17 protein-coding genes are annotated in these 25,195 nt (G+C 42.3%); 12 read left to right on the plus strand and 5 right to left on the minus strand.

Annotated features, from left to right (window positions below; all coding sequences use genetic code 11):
* Nucleotides 1-10: 10 nt before the first annotated feature.
* Together rimO and FLL45_RS09530 are read right to left on the minus strand one after the other, a co-directional pair.
* On the minus strand, nt 11-1,399 hold the full coding sequence (rimO, locus tag FLL45_RS09525; protein WP_142941785.1) for a 30S ribosomal protein S12 methylthiotransferase RimO: 1,389 nt from the start codon (nt 1,397-1,399) through the stop codon (nt 11-13).
* A gap of 192 nt (nt 1,400-1,591) precedes the next feature.
* Entirely contained in the window at nt 1,592-3,718 is a 2,127-nt protein-coding gene (locus FLL45_RS09530; RefSeq protein WP_185964395.1) for a TonB-dependent hemoglobin/transferrin/lactoferrin family receptor, read from the minus strand.
* 154 nt (nt 3,719-3,872) lie between these two features.
* Between FLL45_RS09530 and FLL45_RS09535 the strand changes: the two genes are divergently transcribed.
* The 8 genes from FLL45_RS09535 to FLL45_RS09570 all read left to right on the plus strand — a co-directional run bounded on the left by FLL45_RS09535 (nt 3,873) and on the right by FLL45_RS09570 (nt 10,347).
* A complete protein-coding gene (locus tag FLL45_RS09535) occupies nt 3,873-4,697 on the plus strand; it encodes a heme/hemin ABC transporter substrate-binding protein (RefSeq protein ID WP_142941787.1) in 825 nt (274 codons plus the stop codon).
* Nucleotides 4,694-5,746, plus strand: a complete 1,053-nt coding sequence (locus tag FLL45_RS09540) for a FecCD family ABC transporter permease (RefSeq protein ID WP_142941788.1) — start codon at nt 4,694-4,696, stop codon at nt 5,744-5,746. Before FLL45_RS09535 ends, FLL45_RS09540 begins: the two co-directional genes overlap by 4 nt.
* The gene (locus tag FLL45_RS09545; protein ID WP_142941789.1) at nt 5,739-6,554 is read left to right on the plus strand and encodes a heme ABC transporter ATP-binding protein; all 816 of its coding nucleotides are present in this window, start codon (nt 5,739-5,741) and stop codon (nt 6,552-6,554) included. The genes FLL45_RS09540 and FLL45_RS09545 overlap by 8 nt, the downstream gene beginning before the upstream one ends.
* Entirely contained in the window at nt 6,526-7,245 is a 720-nt protein-coding gene (locus FLL45_RS09550; RefSeq protein ID WP_142941790.1) for a HugZ family pyridoxamine 5'-phosphate oxidase, read from the plus strand. Before FLL45_RS09545 ends, FLL45_RS09550 begins: the two co-directional genes overlap by 29 nt.
* Before the next feature lie 305 nt (nt 7,246-7,550).
* The gene (locus FLL45_RS09555; protein WP_142941791.1) at nt 7,551-8,255 is read left to right on the plus strand and encodes a putative porin; all 705 of its coding nucleotides are present in this window, start codon (nt 7,551-7,553) and stop codon (nt 8,253-8,255) included.
* A gap of 322 nt (nt 8,256-8,577) precedes the next feature.
* A complete protein-coding gene (locus FLL45_RS09560) occupies nt 8,578-9,117 on the plus strand; it encodes a TFIIB-type zinc ribbon-containing protein (RefSeq protein WP_142941792.1) in 540 nt (179 codons plus the stop codon).
* Between the two features lie 76 nt (nt 9,118-9,193).
* A complete protein-coding gene (locus tag FLL45_RS09565; RefSeq protein WP_142941793.1) occupies nt 9,194-9,748 on the plus strand; it encodes a hypothetical protein in 555 nt (184 codons plus the stop codon).
* Nucleotides 9,748-10,347 carry a hypothetical protein gene (locus FLL45_RS09570; RefSeq protein WP_142941794.1) on the plus strand — a complete coding sequence of 200 codons (600 nt, stop codon included), beginning with the start codon at nt 9,748-9,750 and terminating at the stop codon, nt 10,345-10,347. Before FLL45_RS09565 ends, FLL45_RS09570 begins: the two co-directional genes overlap by 1 nt.
* Nucleotides 10,348-10,417: 70 nt before the next feature.
* On the opposite strand, the gene FLL45_RS09575 is transcribed toward FLL45_RS09570, so the two are convergent.
* A complete protein-coding gene (locus tag FLL45_RS09575) occupies nt 10,418-12,595 on the minus strand; it encodes a prolyl oligopeptidase family serine peptidase (protein ID WP_142941795.1) in 2,178 nt (725 codons plus the stop codon).
* Nucleotides 12,596-12,770: 175 nt separating this feature from the next.
* Nucleotides 12,771-14,228 (minus strand): pyridoxal phosphate-dependent decarboxylase family protein, encoded by a 1,458-nt coding sequence (locus FLL45_RS09580; protein ID WP_142941796.1) that lies wholly within the window; start codon nt 14,226-14,228, stop codon nt 12,771-12,773.
* A gap of 293 nt (nt 14,229-14,521) precedes the next feature.
* On the opposite strand from FLL45_RS09580, the gene FLL45_RS09585 reads away from it, so the two are divergent.
* The 4 genes from FLL45_RS09585 to FLL45_RS09600 all read left to right on the plus strand — a co-directional run bounded on the left by FLL45_RS09585 (nt 14,522) and on the right by FLL45_RS09600 (nt 20,861).
* Nucleotides 14,522-16,900, plus strand: a complete 2,379-nt coding sequence (locus FLL45_RS09585; RefSeq protein ID WP_142941797.1) for a DNA polymerase II — start codon at nt 14,522-14,524, stop codon at nt 16,898-16,900.
* 475 nt (nt 16,901-17,375) lie between these two features.
* Nucleotides 17,376-18,062, plus strand: a complete 687-nt coding sequence (locus tag FLL45_RS09590) for an alpha/beta hydrolase family protein (protein ID WP_142941798.1) — start codon at nt 17,376-17,378, stop codon at nt 18,060-18,062.
* 231 nt (nt 18,063-18,293) lie between these two features.
* On the plus strand, nt 18,294-19,346 hold the full coding sequence (locus FLL45_RS09595; protein WP_142941799.1) for an alkane 1-monooxygenase: 1,053 nt from the start codon (nt 18,294-18,296) through the stop codon (nt 19,344-19,346).
* A 171-nt stretch (nt 19,347-19,517) separates the two neighbouring features.
* Entirely contained in the window at nt 19,518-20,861 is a 1,344-nt protein-coding gene (locus tag FLL45_RS09600; protein WP_142941800.1) for an HD-GYP domain-containing protein, read from the plus strand.
* 48 nt (nt 20,862-20,909) lie between these two features.
* On the opposite strand, the gene FLL45_RS09605 is transcribed toward FLL45_RS09600, so the two are convergent.
* Entirely contained in the window at nt 20,910-25,040 is a 4,131-nt protein-coding gene (locus tag FLL45_RS09605) for an EAL domain-containing protein (protein ID WP_142941801.1), read from the minus strand.
* Nucleotides 25,041-25,195 lie beyond the last annotated feature (155 nt).

Below are 25,195 nucleotides of genomic sequence, written 5' to 3' on the forward strand. Positions count from 1 at the left end.
ACCAAACCTGTTAGTCTTCGACTCTCACGCCCCAAAGGTCGTGATCGTCAGAATGAATAATTTGTACCCAAACCTTATCACCTGGCTCAACGTCAAACTCATCAGTTAGATGTACGACTCCATCAATTTCAGGGGCGTCAGCATAGGTGCGGCCAATAGCTCCGTCTGGCGTTACTTCATCAATTAGAATTTGATACTCGTTACCGATTTTTGCTTTTAATTTGTTAGCGCTTATTTCTGCTTGTACCGCCATAAACCGAGCTAGGCGCTCTTCTTTAATCGGTTCATCAACCGGGTCTGGTAATTCATTGGCTGTCGCACCTTCAACTGGTGAGTACTTAAAACAGCCCACTCTATCCAGTTGAGCCTCTCTAAGGAAGTCAAGAAGCTCCTCGAATTCAGTTTCGGTTTCTCCGGGGAAGCCGACAATAAATGTCGAACGAATAACAAGTTCTGGGCAAATTTTTCGCCATTTTTTTATTCTTTCTAATGTCTTATCGATATTTCCTGGCCGTTTCATCAGTTTCAAAATTCGCGGACTCGCGTGCTGAAAGGGAATATCTAAATAAGGCAGAATTTTGCCTTCGGCCATTAGCGGAATGACATCGTCAACGTGTGGATAAGGATATACATAATGTAAGCGAACCCAGACACCCATCTTTGCGAGCTGCTCGCAAAGCGATAGCATTTTAGTTTTCACCGGCATACCTTCCCAAAAACCGGTACGGTATTTTATGTCGACACCATAGGCTGAAGTATCCTGAGAAATGACCAGTAGCTCTTTGACGCCGGCGTTAACCAATCGCTGTGCTTCACTTAATACATCACCGATTGGCCTAGAGTCTAAATCTCCGCGCATTGAAGGAATGATGCAAAAAGTGCAGCGATGATTACAACCTTCCGAAATTTTCAAATAAGCAAAATGTTTTGGGGTCAGTTTAACGCCATGATCGGGAATAAGATCGGTAAACGGATTATGAGCAGGTTTGTCCACATGGTCGTGAACTTGATTGAGGACCTCTTCGTAGGCGTGAGGGCCAGTTATCCCGAGAACATTGGGATGAATTTCACGAATTTCATTTTCTTTAACACCGAGACAACCGGTAACCAGTACTTTGCCGTTTTCAGCCAATGCTTCGCCAATCGTATCAAGAGATTCTTGGACTGCCGAATCAATAAAGCCGCAGGTATTGACGATTACTAATTGCGCATCATCATAACTCGGTACAACTTCGTAGCCTTCAGTGCGTAGTTGGGTCAGGATCCGCTCTGAATCCACCAGATTTTTGGGGCAGCCCAAAGAAATGAAGCCAACACGCGAGGTGTTGTTTGCAACGGCTTTCTTCTCATTATCTGTTTGATTTAATTGAGAATTTGGATCGAAAGTTTCGACGCTCATAGTGACTTTTCTGATTTTAACCACAAACAAAAAATTGGTCGCGGATTATACTGGAAAAGGCCTTATAATTCACCCTCAGGCTAGATTGTGATTATGCGAATAGTGTGCGGGGCAGTGATTCAATGACAGGAAGGCACGAACAAGCCCAGCTTAAACACTCAGCTTATTCGTGATTGATGGGGTAACGCGATATTAGAATTCGTATGAAATGCCTGCAGAGAGTGTCCGCCCCGGTTGGGTAAATTGGTTAAGATCGGAACCTGCTGCTTGCCCCGCAATACTCTCATAGGGAACGTATTCCTTATCTAGCGCATTTTCGAGTCCCGCTGTGACAGTCCAACTTCCGGTATTGTAGTAAGCAAATAAGTCGACTAAGCCATAGCCTGAACTTGTTACCAGGTTATTACCTGAATCGTCCGTTGGTACATCTGTCATTGCATCGACTCCTCTCAAGGCTAAGGCAAAATCCCACTCCCTGACACCGTAGTTAAGGATCAAGCTTGCTTGGAGTGGGCTGATTGAGGTTAAGGGCTGATTAGTGGCTTTATTTTCACCATCGGTGTAGGCCACGCTTGTTGTAATGTTAACTGCATCAGTCAAGTAAATCGTCGCGACTAATTCTGACCCCTTAACAGTTGCTTTTTCGAGGTTTTGAAATTGGAAAAACGATTGTTCTACGCCAGGAATAAAAGTAGGTTCTGTGCGGACTAGAACGGTCTCAATAAAGTTATCAAAGTCAGCGGAGAATACATTGAACTGCAATCTCAAGTTATCATTACGCAAGCGGAATCCAATTTCATATGAGTCACTTTCTTCTGGCTCTAAATCAGCATTAGGCAATATTTGATAAAAAGGGGCGACACCATGGCTTTGGTAAGCTTGGTCATGTGGCGGAATTTTAAAACCACTGACATACTGGAGATAGCCAGACAAGTTATCGTTAAATTGATAACGCATCGCAACTTTGGGTGAAAACGCTGACTCATCAATATTGTCCATTAATGTGTCGTCGTAGAGCGGATCCGACTTCGCTTCAAGACGGTAATAGTCTAATCGAGTGCCGAGAGCGAAAGACCACTTGCTGTTTGCAATGTCGATGTTATCTTGAATAAATAATCCCGCAAGCGTGGTGTCAGCACCTGGAAAGGCTCTTTGGGCTTGATTTTCGAATGCGATACTCGAATCTGCATTAATGCGTGTTTTTAACCTCGGACGAACCGTATCGTATTGATCAAGGTCGATCCCATAAACGAGTTGGTGGGTTATCCCGGCGCCTGTGATTGATTTAGAAAATAAACTTCGAATGCCGACAATGTCTTGTTCGAATCGATAATCATTGAAGTCGACGTATCCTAATGCGTTTTCTCGCACTTGGTCACTGGCTTGTTCATAGCTTGAAAAATAGGTTTGTGCATGCCAACTATCGTACCATCCCGTTGACTCATCTGAGTCATAATCGAGACTAACAGCCCAACTGGTATCTTTGTCTTCGGTCTCATTGGAGCCTACTTCGATCACTTGCGAGTTTTCTTGTCCAAAATAGTCCAAAGTTAACTTCATTGTTTGCGTACTGCTAATTGTGTTTTCTGCTTTAAGCAAAATCGCTGCTGAATTGGCCGAGTATCCGGGCAGCGATTCATCAAAGTTTTGAACTTCAGAACCGTCTCTGAGCGTTGCGACTCCACTAACGGCCCAATTATTCAATCTGTTGGCACCGGTCACGCCCAGTTTTGCTTGGCTACTTGTCCCGGTATAACCGGCATCTTGCTGGATATAGGTATCTTCTCCGCTCAAATAGTCGGATGGATCTTTCGTGCTGATTACGACGATTCCGCCAAGACCATCCGACCCATAAAGCGAGGAGGCCGCACCTTTGGCAACCTCAACTTGCTGGATACTATCCGTGTCGAAATACCCACGCCCCACAATAAAGCCGCCGCCTCCAGCGTAGCCGTCGTTAACGCGTCTCCCATCTTTTACATAGACCAATCGATTGCCGCCGATACCGCGAACGGTCAGCGTTTGCGGATCTGCGCCGCTGCCTGTTGTTGTGATACTGGGATCATAGCGAAACATGTCTTTTAAATTTGAGGCGAGCTGCTTTTTAATCTGTTCATCGGTAATGATTGAGACGCTACCGATTACATCTTCAAGTTTTTGTTCAATTCGCGAGCCAGTCACCACTAAACGTTGATCTTGTTCTTGTGCAGCACTCGTTAATGGGTGCAATAAAGCGGCTGGAAGCAGCAGCTTCATCAATATTGCGGTTTTATTTGTCGGCCGGTTAATCCCGCTAAGGGGGTGAGTGATAATTTTCATAGTACCCTCAATGATAATGATTCTCATTTGTGTTGTTGGAAGCGCGCATTAAAGCAATGTCAAATCTAAATGTCAATACAAATGATAATTGTTATCATTCGCATAAAGGTGTAAGATGTTCACCATCAAATAATCACTCAAGGTAAAAATAAACATGCGGATTTTTATAGCAGTTGTGCTGGCTATCTTTTTGGCTTTTGTTGTTTTGCCAGCAAAAGCGGTTAGCAAGTTAGTGACAGCCGGTGGAACGGTTACCGAAATCGTTTTTGCTCTCGGTGCTGGTGAGCAGGTCGTTGCCACTGATCAGTCATCAACTTTTCCAGAGGCGACTCAATCATTGCCTTCTGTTGGTTACTATAGGGACATGGCGGCTGAAGGAATCTTGTCCACTGGCTTAGACACATTGCTGGTTTTAGAGGGGGGTGGCCGCAGTGAAGCGCTCAAACAGGTGGAAGCTGCTGGTGTGAAAGTTATTCGCTATTCCAAGCCAAATACTATCCAAGGTTTGCTCAATCTGGTCAGTAGCATCGGCAAGGATATTGGAAAAGACAGTGAAGCAAAGGCGCTGATTCAAACAATCCAATCAACCTTGCCCGAAGCGGCATTAAACACGACTTCCCGTGCTTTGTTTCTTTTATCAGCGGGAGATAGGGGGCTAATTGCTGCCGGTAGTGAAACTGTTCCACAATTATTGTTTGACTATGTGGGCGTTAAGAATGTCGCAAGCCATGCCGGGTTTAAAACGGTCGGATTAGAATCGCTGGCTGTTTCGCAACCGGATATCTTGATAGCGCCGGCGCACAGCGTTGCAGGGATCGGCGGTCCGAAAGCTTTTTGCAAGCAACCCGCATTAGCATTACTAGAAGCTGCCAAGCGCTGTCGTTTACTGGTGATGGATAGTTTGCTGGCGCTTGGTATGACACCGAGAGTCGCTAGCGCGATTAAGCAACTCGACAGTTTTATCAAGGAAAACCCATGATAGCAGCAGTCGATTATTTCGCTCATCGAAAACAAAATTCGCTCCGTTGGCAAAGCCTGTTTGCCGTATTGGTTTTTACCTTTGCGATCATTACATTGGGTTTTGGCCCGGCGGGATGGGATTGGCGATTAGCGTTTGCTTGGCTGCTTCCAGAACATTTTACCCAGTTTTCTGAGCTACAACTCAATGTGGTTACTCATATTCGCTTACCGCGATTTTGTCTTGCGCTAATTGTTGGGGCAGTTCTCGCGCAGACGGGTGCTGCAACGCAAGCGTTGTGTCGCAATCCGCTTGCCGATCCGTCCATCATTGGGGTCAGCGCCGGAGCCGCAGTCATGGCAGTCGCAGTGATCGCACTCGCCCCCAAAATAGGATTCAATCCGGATGTCTGGCTGCCTTACGCCGCTTTTTCTGGCGCATTGCTCGTGACTTTCTTGGTTTACCATATGGCTCAGCAAAATCAAGAAATCAGTGTCACGAGTTTGATTTTAGTTGGCGTTGCACTTAATGCATTGTCTTTCGCATTGATTGGATTATTCAGTTTTTATGCAGACGATAGTTCGTTGAGGTTGATTAATTACTGGACCATGGGGTCTTTGGCTGGCGCTGGCTGGTCTGGGCTCTTACAGTCTTTACCGTTAATTTTAATGAGTTTTGTCGGCCTCTATTCAAAACGGGCAGAGCTTAATTTGCTGCTATTAGGAGAATCCGAGGCACGATATTTAGGTGTCAATATTCAGCGGCTAAAAATGCAAATTGTAATCTATGTAGCACTTGGTGTTGGGGCTGTCGTGGCGATGACTGGCATGATTGGTTTTGTTGGCTTAGTCGTCCCTCATATGACTCGCTTACTAGTCGGCGCAAACATGCGCTATATGCTGAGTGTTTGTGCTTTGTTGGGGAGCGTGGTGTTACTGTTTTCTGACTGGTTAGCAAAAATTGTGGTCGCACCGACAGAACTACCCATTGGAATTATCACTGCGCTTATTGGCGCACCAGTTTTTATTTATTTATTACAGAAAAACCGCATGAGAGGGCACCATGCTTAATTTTTCCAAACTAACAGTTTCTCTCGGTAAAAGACAAATTTTTAGCAACCTGAATGGCCAATGTGAGGGTGGTCAATTTGTCGCACTCGTTGGCGAGAACGGTGCTGGAAAATCAACGTTATTGCATACACTCGCTGGGGAAAGGCCTTATTCTGGTGAGGTTATTTTTAAGAATAAATCAATTGATCTGTGGGATATTGATCAACTTGCGACTCAACGAGCAGTACTTACTCAGCACCACAACAGTGCATTTGCTTTCGCAATTCCAGACATCATTGCCATGGGACGGCACCAACTCTCCGAAACTCGCCAAGCCTGCGTAGATAAGGTGCAACAATATATTCAATTGATGACACTTGAGGGTTTACTTGATCGCAACATTCAACAGTTGTCAGGGGGGGAGTTGCAACGTGTTTTTATGGCCAAATGTTTAGCTCAGTTAGATGCGTTTAGCGAAGGTAGTCGTAACAAACTGATGTTACTCGATGAACCCACTTCAGCACTCGATTTAAGGCATCAACATCGGTTGCTGCAGATTGTAAAGTCATTTACCCAACAAGGTAACACTGCCATCGTAGCGATTCACGATTTAAATTTAGCGGCCTTATATGCTGATAGTGTTTTATTACTGCATGAGGGTCGTTTGCAGGCCTATGGTGAACCTAAAACCGTATTTCAGCAATCAATATTGGAAAGGGTTTATCGATCACCGATGCATATCAGCTCTCATCCCACTCTTAATCATCCAATGATTTTTTCAGAACCTCAGGAGTTAACTCATGAAATCAAAAGCTTTAATAGAGGCTAAGTTACTTGTCAGACAATCCGATGTCGGTGTTATTTCGACAATTTCGAAGAAAATTGACGGTTATCCTTTTGGGTCGGTGACACCATTTATTTCTGATAGTGAAGGCAAACTTTATCTGTACATAAGTGATATCGCGCAACATTCCATTAACTTGACTGCCAATAATAAAATGAGCGTCACGATTTTTAACCAGGGTAAGTCTGGCGATCAAAATGAAAACGCAAGAATCACGATTGTTGGAGACTGTACAAAGGTTGCTGAACAAATGCAGGAGGAGATGCTAAGAAAGTACATCCTTCGTTTTCCTGATGCTAAAACATATCAAAAAGCTCACGTGTTTTATATGTGGGAAGTCAAGGTAGAACGAGTTCGTTACATTGGAGGCTTCGGAAAAATTTTCTGGATCAAAAAGGAAGATTGGACTGGTCAGCCTGTACCTTGGGACAAAGTTGCGGAATCCGCTATGATTAGCCACATGAACGATGATCATCAAGATGCGATGGAATTGATTCTGCATCAGCATTATGCGATTAAAGATCCAAAAGTTATGATGTCCGGAATCATTACTGAAGGATGTTATTTGTACAGTAATTCTAAAAATTATTTTGTGCCTTTCAATGATATATGTAGTGAACAGAGTGATGTTCGCAAGCAGTTAGTCGCGCTAACCAAAGCGGCGCGCGCGGCATAACGTCAACGACGACTGCAACAATGGTTGCAGTCATACAACACCTCATCGACTGATTAAATATTGCTCAGCAAATTGGCACTTACCATGCCTATAGGACGATAATCCTAAATGTAAAAAAATATAATTTGTTAAGTTTCGGTTCATTTACAAAATGTAAGATGCCCATCAAGAAGTAATTAGGAACATCTTGTTTCATTCTTAGCTTGAGTTTCTGAATGCTTTCATTACAATGCGCCGGCAGTACACGACGTACTGTTGTTAGAAATAAACAACTAACAGATTTTGATTAATCGAAGGAAATTAAAATGAAATTCAATTCAAAAGCGATTGTTTTAGGGTTAGGTCTTGCAAGTTCTGCTGCATTTGCCAATGACTTTAATGGTGAAGTTGGTCTTGTGTATGCGGATGTTGAAGGTCTTGATGTTATTCAAGTAACCGGTACTTACTATTTTGATAGTGTCGATCTGTCTAACACAGCCTGGGCTGAGGCTGAATTTATGGGAAGAAACAGTAATGTTTCTGTCCAGTATACTGATTTCGATAGCGACGTTGACGCAATGGGAATTAACTTAGAATTCTTCGGCGAAGGCAACAATAACCTTTACGGTGCAATCGGCTTTGTTAGCATTGATACACCATTTGGTAGTGACGATGTAGTGGTTGGTGAGTTAGGTTATTTTGTCGATGACAACTGGTTGGTGTCGATTCAAGCGACTGACGACAGTGATAATCCGATTTTCTTAAAAACTAAGTACGTCGGCGATTTGGGTGATGGTCAGTTTTTCAATGTTGAAGCAAGCATTGACGATGAAGAAAATGACTTAGAAGTTTCAGCTGACTACTACTTTACCAATGCATCAAGTTTTGGTCTCCAGCTTTCACAGGCTGAAGGTTTTGACTACGGTTTAAACTTTAAGCACTTCTTCAATAAGCAATTTGCGCTTGAAGTGACTTATGCTTCAACCGATTTTGGTGATGAAACTGGTATCGGTATTACCGCTCGTTTCTAAGCTAAATAAGGTTTCAAAAGTAACCGCTTAAAAGCCTCTTTTTAGAGGCTTTTTTGATCTTAAGTAACCTAAATTATGACTAAACATTAGGGCGTAAAATGCGCTCAAGACACAATAATTCGTCAATCGCGTCTAATAACGGTTACAATGTGCTGTATAAAATAACAGCATCTTTTAAAAGCGCAGAGAAAGTTCCGAGTAATTGTTCAAGGATTGCGAATTTGCATGATTTCTCAGTTTTAAATAATTATTGCAATAAGCGAGCTTTTTTAACGTTGGTTTACTATGTTCTTTAATGAGGGTAATACAAAGGGGTTTCCATATGCAGTGTCCAAAGTGTAAAAATTCAGATCTCAAACCAACGAAAATTGATGAAGGTTTATCTGCGATGGGGTGCGGTCGCTGTAATGGTGCCTTTATTTCGTTATTGTATTACCGTGATTGGGCGGAGCACGCGGGAGAGATGCACGATGCGCCAACAGTAGAATTGTTAAAAGGTTTTGAAAGTGAAGACTCTGCCGCGGCGTTATCGTGTCCCAAATGTAGCCGTTTAATGACCAAATATCGAATATCAGGCTGTTCTAATAATCGCTTAGATTTGTGTACTTCTTGCGATGAAGCTTGGTTAGATGGTGGGGAGTGGGAATTGCTAAAGGCGCTAGAGCTGAGTACCGAGATGCCGATGGTTTTCTCGGAGCAATGGCAGCGTCAAGTGAGAGATACGGTTTCTGAGGAAGCGCGTCGAGAACGTTTTACTCGGATACTAGGGGCTGACGATTTAGAAAAAGCACACGAATTCAGACAATGGATAAAAGATCATCCTAAACGAAATGATATTATGTTTTACGTCAATCATGAATGATGAATACCCAAGCGAAACTGCGACGTAGTTCGCAATGAACGTTAACCCAATAAAAATTTAAATATCCGAGAAAAACATGTCTTCAGAAGATTACACGCTTGCCAGCTTATTGCGCTTTTTACGCCAATCCACGATCGAAGGACTACTTAACCCTGCAGTAGCCAAAAGCCGTATTAAAGCCGTCGAAGAACTTCAAGTTGAATTAACGGATGCGGAAAAAGCTGATATTAAGCTAATTAATGTAGACCTGCTGTGCGCCCGGTTTCATAAGCTGCATGACTCGAGTATCCGTCCGGAGGTTTTGGAGCTTTACAATAAAAGGGTCAACGCTGCGTTAGTGGATTATTTGGCTTGGTTGGATAATCCAAAGTCTTTTTTCTCAATTGGTGGCGACACTATCCGCAAAGACAAGCGTTATAAAATGTCAGAAAAAGAAGTGTCTTTTGAAGAAAAAGCACTAGAAGAAATTACTCTCACGACTGCGGACCAACACAAAGATATTTTTTCTATTCCCTTGCGTGATGATGTGACGGTATTTGTTCAGAACCTACCCCTTGATCTCACTAAAGCTGAAGCTAAAAAAATTGCCAATGTAGTTAAAGCGCTTGCAATCAATGGAGAGGATCAATAATGATAACGAGTAGTCGCACTTTACTGATTGCACCGCTAGCGATTTTCGGCTTATCAGGTATCTCGCTCTATGCGTATTTTGTTTTATTTCCCTCCGAAACCCCCTTTCATGACAACCTCCTACCAGAGCTCATAGGGTTTTGCTTAGAAGGTTTTTTCCTCGTGGGTTTATTATCATTAATTCAGTCGGCACGTGAGCGAGCTAGAAGGAAAGAATTGTGGCTGAGTCTCCGCGGTGTAATGCGCGGAATGTTATCCAATTTAGATATCGCATTTTTATCACCGAATACAGAACCGACGGATACGAAAGAGTTAGAGCAAAGTGTTGAAATAGTTAATCGATTCATGAAAGAACTGGAAGACAATCGGTTAAACCTCCGTAGTATGACCTCATTAAAAAAAGAAAGTATTCGAACACTTTCGATGGCGAGAGACATGATCCCGGTTGCGGCACAATTAAGCGCGGTTCATATGCGCTGGTGGATTGCGATTGTTGATAGTATTCGCCAATTATCTAAAGCTTGTAATCGTGATGAAGTTGAGCAGAATGTTTATCTGATGTTAGAGAATATGAACGAGTTTGATCAATTAGGTTACTAAGCTTAGGATTTTATTTATGAATTAAAAAAGCCCTCAAAAAGAGGGCTTTTTGTTTAATCAATACGATTGATTAATTAGGTAGACTCTCATAACCCATGTTGTACAGAGTGAAACCGAAGATATCGGCATACTGCTCAACAATTTTGGAAACCGGAGTACCTGCACCATGGCCCGCTTTTGTTTCAATACGGATTAAAGTAGGTGCATCGCCAGCCTGTTTCGCTTGAAGTTCAGCCGCAAACTTAAAGGAGTGTGCTGGAACGACGCGGTCATCATGATCGCCAGTGGTGACCAAAGTTGCTGGGTAAGCAACGCCTTCTTTGACATTATGAACCGGCGAGTAGGCTTTAAGATATTCAAACATTTCCTGGCTCTGCTCAGATGTACCATAGTCATACGCCCAACCTGCGCCTGCAGTGAATGTGTGATAGCGGAGCATATCTAAAACACCCACCGCTGGTAATGCGACTTTAATCAAATCTGGGCGTTGAGTCATTACTGCACCCACGAGCAAGCCGCCATTGGAGCCACCGCGGATTGCCAAGTAATCGCTTGAGGTGTATTTTTCAGCGATTAAGTACTCTGCAGCCGCAATAAAGTCGTCAAACACATTTTGTTTTTGCATTTGTGTGCCGGCTTTGTGCCATTCTTTGCCATACTCACCACCACCGCGAAGGTTAGCGACGGCGTAGATGCCTCCTTTCTCTAACCAAACTGCATTAGCGATACTGAAGCGAGGTTGCAAGCTAATGTTAAATCCACCATAGCCGTAGAGGATAGTCGGGTTCTTACCGTTAAGTTGAGTACCTTTTTTATAGGTGATGATCATTGGTACTTTGGTGCCGTCTTTTGAAGCGTAAAAGACTTGTTTTGACTCGTAGTCATCTGGGTTAAATTTAGCGCCAGATTTTCGGTAAACGGTTGATTCACCTTTTGCCGGGTCGTACGAATAAATCGTACCAGGCGTTTTATAGTTGGTGAAGGAATAGTAAAGTGTTGTTTCTTCGCGCTTGCCGGACATTGCGGTCGCAGTACCAACCCCTGGAAGCTCGATTTCTCGGACTTTATTTCCTTCATAGTCATACTGGTAGACTTTAGAGATCGCATCAACCATATAATTTGCGAAGATATAACCACCACCGGAAGAAACTCTCAAAACATTCTTGGTTTCAGGAATAAAATCTTTCCAGTTTTCAACCGATGGGTTGCTTGCATCAACGGTGACGACTCTCTGATTCGGACTATCCAGATTGGTAACCAAGTAAAGCTTTGAGCCAACGTTATCAAGTAAACTTGTGTCAGAGTTAAAGTTATCAAGAATGGTGACAAGTGGGCTGTCAGGCTTAGTTAAATCTTTGATATAAAGATCATTGCCAGAGGTCGAAGTAGCGCCAGAAATTAACAGATAACGATCATCTTCAGTGACGCCACCAAAGACATAACGTCTTTTCTGTTCTTCAGTTCCGCCAAAGACGACTTGGTCTTTAGACTGAGGTTCGCCTAACTTGTGATAGTAAAGCTTATGCTGATCGGTTTTAGCAGACAATTCGGAACCGTCAGGCTTGTCGTAACTTGAATAGTAAAAACCTTCGTTCCCTTTCCATGAAATGCCAGAAAATTTGACATCAACCAATGGCTCTTCTAAGACTGCTTTTGTCTCAGTATCAATGATGATAATTTTGCGCCAGTCGCTGCCTCCCTCGGAAATCGCGTAGGCGGCCTTAGAACCATCCTTTGAAAAGCTCAGCGTTGCCAAAGAAGTTGTGCCGTCTTCGCTAAACGTATTGGGATCGAGAAAGACTTCAGGTTCTCCACCGTCTAGTTGCCGATAGATAACAAATTGATTTTGTAAGCCGTCATTTTTTCTGAAGTAAGTGTATTTACCTTCTTTAAACGGTGCGCCGACTTTTTCGTAATTCCACAGGTTTTCGAGTCGCTCTTTCAATTCTTGTCGATAAGGAATTTTTTCTAGGTAGCCAAAGGTGACTTTATTCTGGGTTTTGACCCATTCACCGGTTTCTAAACTACGGTCATCTTCCAACCAGCGATATGGATCGGCGATCTCTGTCCCAAAGTAGGTATCAACCACATCCCCTTTCTTAGTTTGCGGATAAGTTACGGGGGAAACTGCTCTCTCGATTGCAGGCTTGACCTCAGCTTTGTCTGTCGCCTTCTGTGCAGATTCTGGTGCATCCCCAGAGCAGGCAACTAATATCCCTGAAATCAACAATGCCGTTAATTTTTTCATTGTAAGTATCTCTCTTTATGTCGTTATTCGGCGTAATGTTCGATTTAAAATGGTAAATCAATCGAGGAGTGTATCAAAGAAGCTTAAAGCTGACTAATATTAGCCAGCCATCGCTAAGTTGGAATTTGTAAGAGAGTGCAAATCGTCCGATGATCTATCAGATTTTGTTGATATTTCAGTTATTTATCAGGTTGTCACCTATCCGAATAACAGCTTCAACTAAGCCATCAACTTGGTACATTTCTGCTCTCGCACCAACAAAGCAAGGACGCAGAGCTAGCTGCCCATTAATCCTGGTAGTACTGGGCATATAAGTGTTCTCTCGGATGAGCTGTCGATGAAGTCGCTGATTAAATTGATCAAGGTCTTTAATTTCTGGGGCACGATAGCGAAAGCAACAAATGCTCAGCGTTGGCGTGTCTAATAGCTCTAGTTTGGGGTGATCTCGAGCTATGTCGGCCAGTCGATATGCCATATCGTTGTGGCGGACGATCCTGTCGCGCATTCCCGCAACACCAATTTCTTTAATCATGGCCCAGACAACAATGCCACGGCAAGGCGCGCTCAGTTCAACACCGTAATCAAAATAAGGAATTCCAAAATCATCGAGTGAGTGTTCGATTTTAGTTTTCTCCTCACTGATATCAACTGCGGAGCCTTCAAGGTAGTCAGCGGGTTCCTGAGTGAAGGCTCGATTAAGAATTTCTCGGTCACGAACAAATGTTGCGGCAACCCCAACAGAAGCGCCCAACCATTTATGTGGGTCGACGATTACCGAATCCGCCATTTCAATCCCTTGGTAATGATCCGCTAGGCGTTCATCGAGGATCCCGGGTAGTCCGAATGCGCCATCTACATGAAACCAAATTTGATACTGTTGAGCGATTTTGCCGATATCGCTAAGGGGATCGATAGCCCCCGTGTTTGTGCTGCCGGCATTAGCGACAATCGCCACTGGCAGGATACCTTCGCGCAAGTCAGACTCGATAGCTTCAACTAGTGGCTCCGTTTGCATGCGACCGCCAGCATCGCAGGGGATAGCTTTAATCGCCCTTCTACCTAATCCAAGTACCCCGCCAGAGCGCTGGATGGTGTGATGACATTCGTGACTGGCATAGATTCGAGTTGCGCGATCAATGCCATGAAGTGCCGGGTCATGACCTTGTTTTTCGAAAGCCCATTGCCTGGCACCGCCCAAAGCCACCAAGTTAGCCACTGAACCGCCACTTGAGTAAATTCCTTGAAGATGCTTTACGCCGCACATCTCTGCCAGCCAATGAAGGGACAACTCTTCGACATAGTTGAATGCTGTTCTTAAATAGCGCTGTGGTGAAGCGATGCTTGATGCGGTTGAAGCTAGCGTAGAAGCGGTGGTAGCGCCGGTTGTGATAAATGAAGTAAATCCAGGATTTGGGACCGGTGAACCATTTGGGATAATCGTGTCAGTCAAAATTTTTAAAACCTCATCGATGCCAACGCCTGTTTGTGGCAGCGCCTCATCGAGTTTAGTTTGCCACTCATTGATAGAAAAGTAAGCGTCTGGATGTTCAAATTTTAGATAGTTGTCGAGTGCGGCACCCAATTTATTTAGGTGAGGTTGTAGATTACCCGTTTCAGCGTGATCTTTAGACATATAAAGCCTTATCCGTAGTCGTGTTGAGGCAAAAAATGAGAGACTAACCCTATTCTTTAGCTCCTCATAATAGACCCTGTTTTAGACCTTGTCATGTTGTTGTGCAGTGTAGAGTCGCGTTAGCGATACGGTAGACTTGATTACCACCTGATAACTGTAGCTCATTGCTTAGTTGAAAAGATCTGGCGATAATATCAGGCGCATAATACTGGGTAGATATTATTGGATGCTGGGTGTGGTTAGTGGAAGTACGATTTTGAGCGCATAAAAATGATTACGTATTGGAGCTGGGTTTGAAAACAACAGGGCGAGGTTTTTTGCTTTCTCGTCACAGTTATGACCGTCAGGATTCGACCCAAATTGATTTGTGGTTGGCAACTGACGACGGGCCAGTAAAGTTATCAGTTACAAACGAAAAGCCTGTATTTTTTATTCGTCGCAAAGATGCCGACAATGCCAAAGCATTATTAGTAGGTTGGAGTGAGCAGTACATCACTCAACTACTGTCATTAAAAACTTTTCAGCATGACTCAGTCACCGGGTTTTATTTTAATTCCTTGCGGAGTTTTTATGATGCACGAGAGCATCTTTTAGAAAACAATATCGAGTTGTTTGAAAGCAATATTCGTCTAGCAGATCGATATTTAATGGAAAGGTTTACACGCGGAGGAGTCGCTTATATCGGTGACTCTTTGGGTGAAAAAAATTTTTCTTCGATCGCCAATGTCAAGATAAAACCAACCGAATATATACCTCACTTAAAAGTATTGTCACTGGATATCGAGTGCAATGTTAATGGCGAATTATTTAGTATTGGCTTGTATGGTGTTGCCAAGGGAAAAGTTTATCAAAGGGTTTTAATGATCGGCAATCCAGAGAACGTATCGTCTGAGCAAAGCTATATTCAATGGGTGGATAATGAGGTAACGCTACTAAAGGCATTTGAAAGAATTTCGCTTGATTACGATCCTGACGTCTATATTGGCTGGAGCGTCGTTAATTTCGACTTTCGTATTTTGTGTCAAAGAGCAGATTTTCATGGTTTAAAAATCAACATCGGTCGTAACAAGACAGCAATGCGTTGGAGAAATAACCAAACTGAGCCGGGGCAAGGTTTTGTTACCATCGAAGGGCGCGTGGTTATCGACGGTATAACGGCGCTGAAAGCAGAAGCTTATATGTTACCAAGGTATAGCTTAGAATATGTCGCTCAACATTTTTTAAAAAAGGGAAAAGAAACTGAGGATGTCGATAACCGACTTGCAACCATTCTTCATGATTTCAAGTTTAACAAACCTAAGTTAGCCGCTTATAACTTACAAGATTGTGTTTTAGTTTGGGAGATTTTTGAAAAAGCAAACCTACTCGATTTTTTAATATTCAGGAGTCATTTGACTGGCTTAGAGCTGGACCGAGCGGGCGGCTCAGTCGCTGCTTTTGTCAATCTCTATTTACCGAAACTTCATCGCCATGGTTATGTGTCACCTAACCTACCAAAGGATGGCGGACTTGCCAGTCCAGGTGGCTATGTTATGGACTCCATTCCAGGACTTTATAAAAATGTACTCGTCCTAGATTTTAAGAGTCTATATCCATCAATTATCAGAACTTATAAAATCGATCCACTAGGCCTTGTCGAAGGTCTAAAGCATTCCGAGTCTGCGATTCCTGGATTTAAAGGCGCCGTTTTTGATCGAGAGAAAAATCTGTTACCCGACATTATCACTGAGCTGTGGAAACTCAGAGATCAAGCGAAGGCCGATAATGATTCTGCTCGATCCCAAGCCATCAAAATTTTAATGAATTCTTTTTACGGTGTATTGGGTTCCGGCGGTTGTCCTTTCTACGACACGCGATTAGCGAGCTCTATCACTTTGCGAGGTCATGACATTATGCAGCAAACTGCTCAATGGATTGAAGCGAGAGGCTTGCAAGTTATTTATGGTGATACGGATTCGACCTTTGTTCACTTAGATGAGTCGCTTTCCGCTGAGCAAGCGCGACAAATCGGCAAAGATTTAGCGGCCTATATTAATGCTGAATGGGCATTAAAGATAAAACAAGAATTAGGCCTAGAAAGTCAGTTGGAGATAGAGTTTGAGACTCATTTTTCTCGATTTTTAATGCCCACAATTAGAGGTTCTGAAAAGGGCAGTAAGAAGCGCTACGCTGGACTCATCAAAAATCATGGTCAAGAAGATAAGCTTGTTTTTAAAGGACTTGAAAATGTTCGTACCGACTGGACTGAGCTTGCCAAACAATTTCAGGAAAGGCTCTATGCGATGTTGTTCCGCGAGGAAGACCCTTGTGATTTTATAAAGCGTACAGTGAGTGATACTTTAGCAGGCAAACAAGATGCATTATTAGTTTATCGAAAACGGCTAAGAAGACCACTTGATAGCTATATCAAAAATATACCACCACATGTCAAGGCGGCAAGGTTAGCTGACGAAAAGAATAAACAACAAGGAAAGCAAATAAAATATCAGCGACGTGGTTGGATTTCCTATGTGATTACCACGCAGGGACCACAACCGACTGAGTATCAAACGGCATCGATTGACTATCAACACTATATCGATAAACAAATAGAACCCGTTGCTGATGCGATATTGCCGTTTGTTGGAATGTCATTTAAAGAAATCACCGATGCGCAACTCGGTTTGTTCTAACGGTTAATTGACTCCTTCTGCCGCTTGTCTGATTTTGATTTTTATGACTGGCTTTTAATCGAGAATAGCGCCTTAAATTTTGTTACTAAGTACCCATCGAAGTATTCTAAATATCTCTCCAACGTATGTGCAACTGCAAAATAATATTCCTTTTTTCCAAGTAAATCCGCTTATCCTTATCCATTTTTGAGTTTTGTATTGGATAAATTACAGCATGTTAGCACCACAAAGTATGAAGTCTTGCACTAAAGAACTATAGAAAAAATTGAGGGTAAGTGTTTAGTGGGCTGACTTGTAGAAAAAATTCGCGATGATAAACATAGTTAAACATGAGAATAGTGCAGAAAAAGTAATGTCAAATTAAAACGGCGAAACACAATTAGACAATAAAGCAGTGAAATAAAAGAGAAAGTCTATCACGGTATTTTTCCGAGGTTGATTCCGTCAAAACATACTATAAATTGAGGCGTTTAATATGAAAAAAATTGGCTTAATATTTATCTTATTAGTGATTTCCGAATTATCATTTGCCGCTTGTCGAGATGCGGTTGTTTTAGTTCATGGCAATGGCGGATATCCCTCTAACTTTGATGACACGTACAATCTACTCAGGTCCAAAGGGTATGCAACCAATGAAATATTTAGACCCAATTGGGGCAGTAAGTTTTGCGTCGCGTGTAATAATCACTCTGGCTCAGAGGAAACACCTGTTAGAAATTCGATTAATGCGGCAATTTCAGGTTCGTGTACTGGAAAGATCGACGTGATCGGCCATTCAATGGGGGTAACACTCGCTGCAAAGCAAATTTTAACCATGGGGGTGGTTAGTAAAGTTGATACTTTCGTTGGAATCGCGGGTGGCTACAGAGGACTCTGGTCTTGTGGCACTTATCCTTTTAACGTTCCTAACTCTACTTGCGGGAGCCAAGGGTTGTCTGTCAATAGTCCATTAGTCAACTCTCTCAAAGGTCGAATACTTGCTAATAAAACTTACTCAATTAAGAGTTGGGTTGATCAAGTTGTGTGTTCCACGGGGATCTGTACGGTCGGAGGCCGCCATACCAGCCAAATTGACACTGAAAACGCAACATTTACTTATAGTTATGGACATTTTGGATTGCTCACTAAAACAGAAAATAAGCAATACGAACTTATTCAGTGAAACAGTCTAAATCAGTGAATTAGGCTCAATGCGTCAGCAAAAAAACAATTAAAAACGATAGTTGAGAGACTAACGCGCTCGATCATGACGCTGGATAAATAGCGTTTTAGTTTACTGGAGAGATTAGTGTTCAGCAGTGGATTCTTTTGATTTGTCCAACTGTTCGATCTAAGATAGTCAAGTGGTTGAAAAAGCGTGAAGGATAATATTGCCTTCTGCGGAGGGAAAACTATGCAAAACGTTACCTTTGCTCAATGGAAGTATCTTGGTTTCTTAACTGTCCCATTAGTCGGCTTCGTCTCTCTATATGGCGAAGGGGCTTGGACCTATGGCATCGTCTTTTATGCATTTGGTCTTGTACCACTATTAGAGCTTTGGTTTAAGCCATCAACCGCAAACCTAAATGAAGAGCAACTGAAGCGCTTCAAAAGCAATCCTTTCTTTAACCGACTCGTGTTTTCAGTGGTACCTTTATATGTCATTTTATTGAGTTTGTTTTTAACTCGATTATCGACAACAGATCTCACTCCGCTTGAATACAGTGGGGTTGTCATTAGTTTTGGTATTGTATGTGGAGTGATCGCTATCAATATTGGTCATGAGCTTGGTCATCGGCACAATCAGTTTGAGAGAACACTTGGCGAAATTTTATTGGTGCTAGCGCTTCAAGCACACTTTTTACCCTATCATAATCATGGTCATCATCGAAATGTCGCCACACCTGTTGATCCGGCAACCGCCCGGCGAAATGAACCGATCTATCTATTTTGGTTTCGATCCCAGATTGGAAGTTACCTTAGTGCATGGAGAATTGAGTACCGACGATTGACCAATAAGCAAAGGAATCCTTTCAGTTTTGGCAACCGTATGATTCGTTATACGGTGATGGAAGCGACTATTGTTTTTATGATTTATCAGTGGTTTGGTCTCGAAACGCTAATCGCTTATTTCTTGATCTGTTTTATCGGGATGCTACTACTGGAAACCGTCAATTATATCGAACATTATGGCTTGCTGAGAAAAAAAATCTCTGCTGACAAATATGAACGTGTTTCGCCAAAGCATTCATGGAATTCAGATCACCTACTAGGGCGTATTCTGTTATTTGAGCTATCTCGCCACTCCGATCATCATGCCAATCCGACGAAACCATACCAATGTCTCGAGTCTTATCAAGAGAGTCCTCAGATGCCTACTGGGTATCCGGGCATGATGCTATTATCGCTTTTACCACCGTTGTGGTTTAGGGTGATGAACCGCAAGTTAGCGACATTAGAAAAGTAGCTCGCTAAATTTGCAGAAAAGCGACAATCGACTAAAATCATTAACTAATGAGTGTACATTTGGACACGCAAAAACGATCTAATTTCATTAAATACGAATCTGTAGAATAGCTTGAAAAATGATATCTCAAAATTAATTGAGTCCATTGTCGATAGGTTTTTATAGGGATATATGAAAGAAAAAGAAAGCCGTGATTACTATACCGATAACTTAGCGCAAGTCAGCAAATCTAATTCGGTTATTGCATCAGAAAATATTTACAACGAGAAAGGTGCGTTAATCGTACCGGCTGGTGCTAGTATTAGCGCCGATGTAGCCGAAAAAATTGCTTCTCACAAGTTGTCTAAACCGATTGAGGAAACAGTCTCCTTGGAAAGGAGTGTTTCTAGTCAAGTTATTATTGCTCACTTCAAAAAGATGCCTGACCATCCAGAAATTCAAGCCATATTTACTAGTGAAAAACTATTAGCGCACTTTGAGGAAGCATGTAAGGGAATTGATCGTTATCCGCTTATCAATCAAAAATTGACGGTGATGGCTGAGCGTTTTCCTGCTATCTATAAAAAAGCCGTTTTTGGCGCTTTTTTGAGTATGTTACTGTGTCGAGAATTAGATTTTACTGAACAGCAACGGCACGCGATATTTATAGGCGCTTTAGCGAGAGATATTGGAATGCTGCATATCGATCCGAAAATTGTCTCTAAGTCTGGGCGGTTTAATGCGCAGGAGTGGCGTCTCATTCAGGGCCATGTTGCTATCAGTTTTCACTTCCTAAACTTAGTTCCCAATGTGTCGCAAAATACAAAAGTTGCTGTACTTGAGCATCATGAACGAACCGATGGCTTTGGTTACCCCAGAAGAAAACTAGAGTTCGAGTTGTCGCGAGAAGGGCAGGTTATTGCCTTTTCCGATATGTTGATTGCGTTATTTAATAAATACGTGATTGAACTGGGATATTCGATGTTAGCACTAGAACCGATTTTGCAAATTAACGCGAGTCGACATAAATATGAAAACGCGCAAGCTGCAATCCGTATTTTTAAGAGTTTAGTCGCGCCGATGAAACCAAAGCATCAAGGTAAGAAAATTGGCGAGTTAGTGAGTCGACTTAGCCGAGCACATCCGCTTTTTAATCTGCTGTTCTTACAAATGCAAGAATTTAATGAGCTTTTAACAAAAGCGAATTTTGGAATTGATTTAAAGCCAACGACCCATTCGCTGAGTGCCCTACAAAGTATTATGATTACTTCGGGAATATCCGATGAGTCGATTCTCCGTTGGATAGATAGCCTCAAGATCGACTCAATGCTTGATCAAGATATACTGGAAATAGAAAAATATGGTTTGATGATCAATGAGGGATTTTGGCGATTTAATGAATTAATGAAACGGTTTGAAGTTATGTTAGCCAGTAATCAAATCCCAGCAGAAAAACAAGAGGAATATAGTCGTTATTTTGCGCAGGTTAAAAAGACTTATAGTTTACTTGCATCGTTACTTACGGTTAAGAGTTAGCTATCAATTTCGATAAATTGAAATATGCATTCGAGTTTGTCATTTGGACTATAAGTCTATCTCACTGGCCGGAACCGGTTTACCAAACAAATAACCTTGATACTCTTCACAGTTGGCCTCTTTTAAAAAGTCGAGTTGCGGCTGCTGTTCTATCCCCTCTGCGATGACTTGTAAATTCAAGCTGTGTGCCATATTGATAATGGCTTTACATAATCTTGCTGATTTAGAAGAACCAGGAATTTGATTAATAAAAGAACGATCAATTTTGAGCGAGTCGATCGGGAGTTGTTGCAGATAAGAGAGCGACGAGTAACCTGTACCAAAATCATCCAGCGCGATTTTTATACCAATTCGCTTCAGTCTGAGAATAATATTTTTGGTTCGGTTGATGTCTTTTATCAGTGTGCCCTCGGTGATTTCGAGTTCCAAACATTCTGGCGGTAAGTCTGAAAGATTTAAGGCATTCTCGACGCTGGAAACAAGGTCGACTTGCTGAAACTGAAGTGCTGCGATGTTGATGGAAATAAATCCACGCCAGCCTCTGATGTACCATTGAGCAGCCTGTTTACATGCATCTCTTAAAATCCAATCACCGAGTTCTAAGATTTGGCCTGTGTCTTCTGCCACCGGAATAAACTCAGCAGGAGAAATTAGTCCGCGTTCTGGGTGACGCCAGCGAATGAGTGCTTCAAATCCGGCTACTTGGTTGGTTTCTACTGATACGCGGGGTTGAAAGTGTGTTTCAAACTGGTCATGGACAATTGCGCTCTTAAGCTCATTGGAAAGCTCTAAGCGTTTCACTAATAGTGCATTCATTTCGCGGTCATAAAAACGGTAAGTTTTCTTGCCGGCCCGTTTTGCTTCATACATCGCAATATCAGCATGTTTTAGTAAGTTAGCCGGATCTTTTCCGTGCTCTGGATAAATTGAAACACCAACGCTAATTGAGGTGGTGACGGTTTGATCACTCAGTGCATAAGGTCGAGAGATATCTTCAAGTAATCGATTGAGTGTTGGAAGTGTTTCGTCTTTATCTTTGAGACGTTCAATGATTACTGCAAACTCGTCGCCACCCAGTCTTGCGCAGCTATCAGTTGTGCGCAATATTCTGGTTAAGCGTAATGCGACTCTTTGCAACAACTGATCACCGACTGCATGGCCGAGGGAATCGTTAACATCTTTAAAGCCGTCTAGGTCAAAAAATAAAACTGCCAATTTTTCTTCAAATCTTTCAGCAATCGCAATAGCATGAAGTAAGTGCTCTTGGAATAAAGCGCGATTGGGTAGACGCGTCAGTTGATCATAGTTTGCCAAAAAACGTAGCTGCTTTTCGGTCTTCTTTAAGTCTTCGATATTTTTTCGAGTGCCTGCTAAGACTACTGGGTTACCGTCATTATCGCGCTCTACGATTCGACCTCTCGACATGACCCACTGCCAATCTTGTGAGGCATCATCAAGTACCCGAAATTGCGCTTCATAGTAACCTTGTTCACCTTTTAGGTGACGATCTATCATATCTTGAACGATCGCTTGGTCATTGGGGTTGATTGTTTTTAAGAACTCTTCAAAACTCGATTTTTCTTCATGAGTGTCTTTCTTCATTCCCGCGTTGTCAGTGGTTGTTATCAAGTTAGTTCTTAAGTCCCATCGCCACAATACATCACCGCTTCCCCATAAAACATCTTTTAGTTTGGCTTCACTTTCTTTAATCGATAATAATGCACTGAGTTCTAACTGACGCGCTTTACGTTTGCGAGCATAATGCTGAGCAATAACGCCAGCCACAATTAAAAAGTAAATTAAATATGCATACCAAGTTCGCCAAAGTGGTGGGTGTACGACGACGGTCATCGTCGCGGTTTGGTCGCTCCATACTCCATCGCGATTGGTTCCCTGAACTTTCAGCAGGTATTGTCCCGGTGGTAGTTGAGTGAAGCTTGCCTTTGGCTCATTACCTGGGGTCAGCCAGTTTTTATCATAGCCCTCCAGCTGATAACGGTAGCGATTTGAAACGGTGTCCGCAAAATCTAAACTGGTAAAATGAAAAGTGACTAGCGAATCTTCAGGTTGAACTTCGAATTTTAATTTGGGTTGGAGAGGGTTGAAATTGTTATCGGTTTGGTGAAGACGGCTCACACCGGAAAATTTTATCTTAGGATTAAACTCTGTCGCGACCATATCTTTAGGGTGAAATTTAATCACTTCTGAGCCACCGATGTAGATATTACCGAGCGGGTCGACCAAGGTAGAACCTTCGACAAAAATTCGATCATATCCGCCGATAACCGAGTAATTAGTAATTGTTTGTGTTTTTAAGTCAAACTTACCAACTTGGCTTTGCGTGCTAAACCACAGAGAGTTATCATCATAAGGGATTAAGTTGAATATTTGGTTTGAGGGTAAACCATCGTTTTTATTGAGGTAGCTGACATTGACGATTTGATGTCCTTGATACTCAATCTGATTAATACCTCCGGTCGATGTCGCAACCCAGATGCGCCCATCGTTGTCTTCAAATAAATCATATACCAAATTACCCGAGAGCTTAAACTGACTATCGTTTACATTCAGTTTGTTAATTAATTGATAGGTTGGGTCAAGTTGGTAGACGCCGGTGGTTGAACCAACCCATAGACTTCTGTCGTTTGCTAGCAACAGCTTTGTGATGTACTCCATTTCTACGGTTTCTTCGCTATCGCTGGAATCGAATATCAACTCTGATTGGCCGGTTGTTGGATTCAAACGATGGATGGTCGAAGCGCTGCTGGCTACAAAATACCAGCCATCACTGTCTTCGGTCACCGCATAAAAAGCAACATTAAGCGCTTTGTCATTACGTGTTTTTAATTCACTAAAATGGACGATTTCTTCAGACTGTAAATTATATCGGACCATTCCTCGATCGGTCGCAAGCAAGAGATTGTTTTCATCAATCATATGAACTTGCCAAACAGAACCTAATGGCTTTTGGGTACTGGATATTGTTAAGTGGGTCAATTGCTCAATTTGATCGGTTTTGGTATTCCACTTTTGCAAACCGCCGATTGAACCTAACCAGGTCGTTTCATCATTCTGTCTCAAAAAGTAGACGACATGTGAGTCATTGATGGTATTTTTGGCATCAGGATCATGCTGCAGTGAAGATATCGCGAAAGTGGCTTGATCGAAAACTGCCAAGCCGCCATTTGTTGCAATCCAAATTAATCCAGAGTCATCTTCATAAACTTGTTCGATGGAGTTCGCTGGCAATGAATTGATATTGTGACTTTGCGAGCCGATCCGAAAAGACTTATCGGTGTTAAGATCAAACGCGCTTGCTCCCTGGTTCCAGTAGCCTACCCAAACGACATCATTGCTTGCTTTTCGAAGTGACCACACATTATTCGACATTAATTCAAATCGAGACCAGCTTTCTTTGCGGTAGTTTTTAAATTCTCGGGTCTTTAGGTTAAATTCAAAAATGCCATTAATATCGGAACCAAACCAGAGCGTTTCGTCATCGATATAGGTTGCAGAGGTTATATAGGCGGTGCCAACTTTTCCAGTGGCTCTTTTCAGCTCATCATTAGTTAAATTAATAGAGAAAAGTCCTTGAGTTGAACCGACCCATATATAATTGTTTTCTTCGATTAGCTTGAAAATTCGTCCAAAATAATCTTTGCTTTGTGACTTATTGTTCACATTTAAGTAATGTTTAAACTGATTGGTTTTAGGGTTGAGTCGAGAAACCCCTTTGAGTGTTCCAAACCACAGATCTCCGCGACTATCCTCAAGGATAGCTCTGACATTATTATTGGTGATCGAGTTAGTATCTTGTGGATTGTGGGAAATCTTTTTTAAGTCGGTTTGATTGTGATATAGAACAAACAGTCCACGATCGGTTGCAAACCAAAGGTTGCCATTGGAGTCTTGCAAACTTTGATAAATACGACTATTGAGCGGCGAGTCGGGATTAAGCGAGTTTTTAGTAATAGGAATGTAACGATAACCGTCATATAAGCGGGCACCTGCATCAGTACTAACTAACATGTAGCCGCTATCGAGTTGGTCGATATCAAGAATGTAGTTAGAAGGAATCGTTGGATTGTCGTTGAGTCGTTTAACCTTGAGAAACTCAGCTTTGGCAACAAGCGGCAAATTCAGTACTAAAATTAAAATAAAGATGCGCCTGATTAACACGATTTCCCCTAATCTGCCTTTCTCGTAGTCTTTTGCGGAAGTTTATTCTTGCTCAATGAGCCTGTTTGTCTCGCGATGCGGTTAATCTTAAAAGTATAGAACACAACTTGCGCTATCAGCTTGGAATTTAAGGAAATTTTTACCTGAGTTTAGGG

It is taken from the genome of Aliikangiella marina, assembly GCF_007004765.1.
Lineage (GTDB): Bacteria > Pseudomonadota > Gammaproteobacteria > Enterobacterales > Kangiellaceae > Aliikangiella > Aliikangiella marina.